General features: G+C 42.7%; 7 protein-coding genes (1 of these 7 only partly in view). 1 reads left to right on the plus strand and 6 read right to left on the minus strand.

Features of this window, described 5'->3' with window-relative positions; genetic code table 11:
* The 6 genes from Q0192_RS03760 to Q0192_RS03785 form a co-directional block, all read right to left on the minus strand.
* On the minus strand, positions 1–119 hold the beginning of the coding sequence (locus Q0192_RS03760; protein WP_299286283.1) for an efflux RND transporter permease subunit. Its footprint begins 2,968 nt before the window's first position; the window shows 119 of its 3,087 coding nt (coding positions 1–119); it begins with the start codon at positions 117–119; its stop codon lies beyond the left edge, outside the window.
* Entirely contained in the window at positions 116–1,078 is a 963-nt protein-coding gene (locus tag Q0192_RS03765; RefSeq protein WP_299286286.1) for an HlyD family efflux transporter periplasmic adaptor subunit, read from the minus strand. The genes Q0192_RS03760 and Q0192_RS03765 overlap by 4 nt, the downstream gene beginning before the upstream one ends.
* Positions 1,079–1,084: 6 nt before the next feature.
* Positions 1,085–2,332, minus strand: coding sequence for a TolC family protein (locus tag Q0192_RS03770; RefSeq protein WP_299286289.1), 1,248 nt, complete (start codon positions 2,330–2,332; stop codon positions 1,085–1,087).
* A gap of 10 nt (positions 2,333–2,342) precedes the next feature.
* Complete coding sequence (locus Q0192_RS03775) at positions 2,343–3,131, minus strand: phosphatase PAP2 family protein (protein WP_299286292.1); 789 nt, start codon at positions 3,129–3,131, stop codon at positions 2,343–2,345.
* 266 nt (positions 3,132–3,397) lie between these two features.
* On the minus strand, positions 3,398–3,784 hold the full coding sequence (locus Q0192_RS03780) for a DUF2784 domain-containing protein (protein ID WP_299286295.1): 387 nt from the start codon (positions 3,782–3,784) through the stop codon (positions 3,398–3,400).
* A gap of 13 nt (positions 3,785–3,797) precedes the next feature.
* The gene (locus Q0192_RS03785; RefSeq protein WP_299286298.1) at positions 3,798–4,355 is read right to left on the minus strand and encodes a sugar O-acetyltransferase; all 558 of its coding nucleotides are present in this window, start codon (positions 4,353–4,355) and stop codon (positions 3,798–3,800) included.
* A gap of 179 nt (positions 4,356–4,534) precedes the next feature.
* On the opposite strand from Q0192_RS03785, the gene Q0192_RS03790 reads away from it, so the two are divergent.
* Positions 4,535–5,853 (plus strand): amino acid permease (locus Q0192_RS03790; RefSeq protein ID WP_299286301.1); only part of this gene is annotated, 1,319 nt, incomplete at its 3' end.

Consider the following 5,853-nt stretch of genomic DNA (forward strand, 5'->3'; position numbering starts at 1 on the left):
GGGAAAAGCGAAGTTTGCATCCTGGAATACGCAAACAAACCGCCCATTAAAATCAGCGCCAAAACTAAGCTGATTGGCTTTTTGTAAGAGATAAAAATATCTTTGCCTGGCTTGCTCATGGCTGTACGATTTTAACTTTTGCCGTGTCGGGCAAACTGTAATTTCCGGTAACTACAATTTTATCTTCGGCAGCAAACCTGGGCGAAAGTATCTCGATGCGGTCATTGGTTTCAATGCCTTTTTTAACGGGTATTTTTACGGCTGTGGTTGGGTTAATCAGCTTCATCACGTAAAACTCAGTCTGGGTTTCGTTGGAAAGGATGGCAGATTTTGGCAGCGATTGCGCATGTTGGCTGGAAGATTTAACAATCCGTGCTTTTGCAATCAAATTTTCCGGGATGTTGTTGGCCGCTTTTACCCGCACCACAATGCCTTGCGTTTGCGAAAGCGTGTCCACCGTCGGCATGGATAACGTAACTTCACCCCGCAGTTTTTCGCCATCGGGCAAAGTCAAATCCACGGGCTGGTGTTCTTTCACCTCGGCACGCATTTCGTAAGGCAATTGCATCAAAAACACAAAACTGCTTTTATCGGTGATGACAGCCAATTGCTCGCCGTCCTGCACGTAATCGCCCTGCTGGTGGTTCAGCTCAGAAATAAAACCGGATTGCGTGGCCTTTATCCGGCCCAAACCCGAAAAATGAAAGGTAGAATCCAAGACATTAATACTGTTGCCGATGCTGCGTGCTTCTTTTGTTTGCAAAGAAAACAGCAGTTGCCCGCGACTTACGTATTTGCCCGGCTGCACGTTTACCTGCCGCAAATAACCGTTGATGTTGGCCTTGACAAAACTTTTTAACAGGTAAACCGAACGCGCATTTAAATCGGTATAGTCCGTCAGCGCATCTTGCCCAATCGTGGTTACCGTAACCGGAGTTTGCGCGTCGGCGGCCGGCACATCTTCTTCGGCCGGTTCGGCGGGTTTGCTTTTGCAGGAAAACAGCGACACCAAAATTATACCGATAAAAGAAGCATACAGCAAAAAGGTTTTTATGCGGAGAAAGACGTTTTGTTTCATGATATTTTACCGGTTCCAGTAGTTTAATTGGTTGATTAACTGTAACCTACTGATGTTGGTTTGGGTGAGCAAATATTTAGCACTGAGATAATTGTTGATGGCCAGCACCAAATCGGCAACGCGCAGGTCGCCGGTTTGCATCAGTTCAAAATCCACCGTAACCAAACGTTGCGCGTATTTTAACTGCTCTGAAATCTGCGTGATCAAACCTTCGTTCCCGCTGATTTGCTGCTGCAATTGCGCAATTTGCTGGCTGTATTGTTTGCCAAAAAAAGCACGGTAGTTTTGGCGCGTCTCTTCTTCCAAACCTAACTTTCTATATTGTAGTTTTCGCTGGCCGCCATCGTAAATCGGCACGGTTAAACTAAAGCCAAAACCCGTACCAAAGTTATTCAAAATTGGGGCGATAAAACCAGTATTGTAACCGCCGTTTGCAAAAACCCCGGCACGCGGACGGTAAGTAAAATCCAACAATTTACGGTTGTTCAAAATCTTCAAACTATCCAAACCATATTGTTTAAAAAAAATACTGTTTCCAAGATCAGGCTGATAATTAACTTGGATGTTTGGATCTTGGAGTTTTACAGTTGTGGTATCTTGCAATCCAACTAAATAATTTAAAGTGGCAAAATCATTTTGAAATTGGATACGCGACTGCGACAATTGCAGGTTTTGTTGTTGCAAGGTAACCAAAAAAGTAAGGTAATCACTTTGCCGGTAAACGTTGCTGCGGGTCAGCGTTTTCAAAATCTTTTCTTCTTTCACCAGTAGTACATTCACTTGTTGGTTAAACTCCAATTGTTGCAAACTTCCGTACGCCGTAATGTATTGACCAATGACCGACTTTTTTAAATCTTGTTCTGAAATCTTGGATGTGTTTTGGATTGAATCGGCCTGTAAACCAATGCTTTTAAGCTGCGCTTGGATGTAACGTTTGCTATCCAAAGATTGGTTTACATTCACCAAACCATCCAAAGTTTGGATATTGGTGATTGATCCGTCATAACCAAAACCATGGATAACCGGTGCAATAAAAGCCGAACTGCTGCCCGTAACTTGTGGTTTGTAAACTGCACGAACGCGTGCGCTGTCAATTCTGGCTTGTAAAATTTGGTTGTTATAATCTTTTAAAAGCGGCGAACTTTTAAAGGCTTGTTCCTGGTAAAATTGCAACGTATTGTTTTGTGCCGACACCGAAAAACAACCGATAAAAACAGTAATAATTAATAAGGTTTTGATCAGCTTAAAACACATTTTTAAAAGATCAATTAAAATGATGGACCAAACTAAAACCCGGGTTTCCCTGGATATAAGCAGGAATGGCTACCGTTTTAAAGTTGTAATTTTTAAAGAGGTGCCGCGCTACAAAAGGATAAACCGTGTATGCAATTTTTGTAGATAAAATACCCAAACCGGCACCGGCCACAACATCGCCAAAATAATGATGGTTGTTGTACAGTCGCAAAACGCCAACCGAAGCAGCCACGGCATAACCGCCATAACCAATCCAGGGCGAAACGTCTTTGTATTCCTGGTACAAATATTCGGCAGCGGTAAAAGCAGAAGCCGTGTGGCCGGAAGGAAAAGATTCGTAATCGCCGCCATCCGGCCGCAGTTCGCGAACAGATTTTTTGGTGATCTGGCTTCCAACTTCCATAATCCCGTTTGCAATCAAAACAATCACCGTCCGGTCGCGAAAGTTGTGTTTTCCCTCAATGCCAACCGCGTTCAAGCCGTACAAAGCTGCTGTCGGCACAATCCACAAATAATCATCTACATGCGTAGAAAAATTAGGGTTATTGGTTACGATACTGTGTTGGATAGAATGGTTTAAGTTTTTGAGCGGCGTAACTTCCAAAGCAAGCGCACCATAACCAATCAAAACGGTAGGAATGATGAAGGGTTTAAAACCGCTGGCAATGGTTTTGGGCGATGATTTTATGCCGGTAAAAGAAGTATCGCGAATGCTTTTGGTGGTATCTGGCCGGGCAAAAGCAGAAAAGCAAGTCAGGGTAAAAAGTAAAATCAGGTGGCAGTTTTTTTTCAAGCTCATGCTTTTTTTGTTTAACAAAATGTACTTCAAATTTTAACCGGCCTCAACAAGAGGAAATTAAACTTAAGTAACCGGAAGCAAATGTAGCAGTTGGTTTTGTAGAAAATTGGGTAATAAGTAAATAATATAAAAGGAGTGGAATATCCGGCACTTCGTGCCCACTATTTTTAAAATTAATTGTTTTGCAGTGTTTTAACAAGCTGTTTTAAGCCATGCTGTTTTTATCATGCAAAAATTAGTGTTGTTGATTTTAGCTTTGATACCAATTATTTAGTGCTAAAAGAAGCATCAATTTTCCTGAAAAAATTAACATAAACCGAAAGCAAAGCAGCCAGAAAAAAGCCAAGGCCGGTTAAAACATCAATCAAAGTTGCATTGATATTACTGCCGAAAATGGCATCAACCATATATTTAATAAAAGAATTAGGCAGGTTTTGCTCGCCACGCAGTTCTTTGATGTGCCACTGATAATCGGTCATAGGGCAATAACCGATGCCATACCAAATGCCTAATCCAAACCAACACAATGCCGTAACCAAAATGCAGATGAGGTGTAGTTTTCTCGTAGGTCTCCAAATCCAACCGAAAAGATTGAAACCGATAACCAGCAGGTGGAACAAAGTAAGCAGCAGATCGAGCAGGCGCAGGTTCATCTGAAATAAATCGTTAAGAATTTATTTTGCGGATGACTTTTGCCGGATTGCCAACTGCCAATGAATCATCCGGAATATCTTTGGTAACCACGGCTCCCGCACCAATCACACATCGGTTGCCAATGTTAACACCCGGGCAAATGATCGCACCACCGCCAATCCAGCAGTCATCACCAATAGTTACCGGTTTTGCATTTTCTTTCGTTCGCCTTAAAACCGCTTCCAACGGATGCGTTGCCGTGTAAATTTGTACGCCCGGCGCGCAAAAAACATTGTTGCCCAAAGTTACCGGCATCACATCTAAAACCACACAATTCACATTGAAATAAACGTTTTCGCCGCAAATTAAATTATAACCATAATCGCAATGAAAAGGCGGTTCGATGTACAAGCTGCTGCCCGCGTTTGGGATCAATTGCGCCAAAATTGCTTTTGCCTTATCGGTTACCACAAACTCTTCCACATTCAACTTTTTGAGCAACTGCTTGCACCGCGTCCGCTCCTCAACCAATAATTCATCGTTGGCCAAATAATATTCTCCGGCCAGCATTTTTTCTTTTTCTGTTTTCATTGGTTTTAGGTTGATTTGTTTTCGAAGTTAATCAATATCAAAATGTAACATCCGCAAAAATGAATTGATTTGGACTAACCAATCAGTGATTACAGAATTAATACCTAATTTGTCCAACCGTTGATCAACCTTAATAAGATAAAAACCTAAAGCCATAATCAAATGAAAAACCAACATCTATGTCTGAAATAAAGCAGGAAAGGCGGCTCGGGTTGGTACAAGCTACTGCAATCAACATGACGGATATGGTTGGCATTGGCCCGTTTATCACTTTGCCCATGGTTATCGGCATGATGAACGGCCCGTACTTTTTGTATGCCTGGCTTGCCGGGGCTGTATTATCCATGGTTGATGCGATGGTTTGGAGCGAACTGGGCGCCGCTTTCCCGATGGCCGGCGGTTCCTACAATTTTCTGAAAGAAACCTACGGCAAAAATAGTTTGGGCCGATTGATGAGTTTTTTGTTTGTGTGGCAAACCATGATTCAGGCACCGCTGGTTATTGCTTCGGCAGCCATCGGTTTTGCAGCTTATTTTTCGTACTTGTTGCCACTAACACCGATAGAATCTAAAATGATGAGCGGCGGAATTGTTATTTGTATTGTCGCTTTGTTGTATCAAAAAATTGAAGACATTGGCAAAATCAGCGTGTTGCTTTGGGGCGCAGTTATCTTAACGTTGTTTTGGATTATTGGAGGCGGATTGGCGCATGGCAACTTTTTGCAGCCCATTCGTGAAGTAAATGACGGTATCACCTTAAATTATGCTTTTGTTACGGCTATCGGTTTTGCCAGTGTAAAAAGCGTGTATAGCTATTTGGGTTATTACAACGTTTGCCATTTGGGCGGCGAAATCATTGATCCTTCCAAAAATATCCCGCGCAGCATGTTTCTTTCCATTGCCGGGATTGCGGTTTTATATTTGATGATGAACATCAGCGTGGTCAGCGTAATTCCCTGGCACATCGCTAAAGACAGTCAGTTTGTGATCAGCGTTTTTATGCAGCAACTGGCCGGACCAACTGCCGCCAAAATTGTAACGTGTTTGGTTTTAGTTGTTGCTTTTGCATCCGTTTTTTCGGCGACTTTGGGTTACAGTCGCATTCCATATGCCGCCGCTGCCGATGGTGCGTTTTTTAAAGTGTTTGCCAAATTGCATCCCACCGGAAAGTTCCCTTACGTTTCTTTATTGTTTTTGGGCGGGGTTGCCTTTGTTTTCAGTTTGCTGTTTAAGCTGAGCGACGTCATCAGCGCGATACTGGCCATGCGCATTTTAATCCAGTTTATCGCGCAGGCTGTCGGCTTGATTCTGCTTAAAAAAGTAAGAAGTGCGAAAGACTTTCCTTACAAAATGCCTTTCTTCCCGTGGCCGGTTTATCTGGCAATTTTAATGTGGTTTGGGATTTTAATTTCTACCGGAATAAAGATGGTTGACGGCGGTTTAATTGCGATTGTTACGGGCGCGGCGGTTTATTTCATCAAAGCAAAACTGAACAAGGA

Origin of the sequence: uncultured Mucilaginibacter sp. (assembly GCF_937859865.1) — a bacterium.
GTDB lineage: Bacteria > Bacteroidota > Bacteroidia > Sphingobacteriales > Sphingobacteriaceae > Mucilaginibacter_A.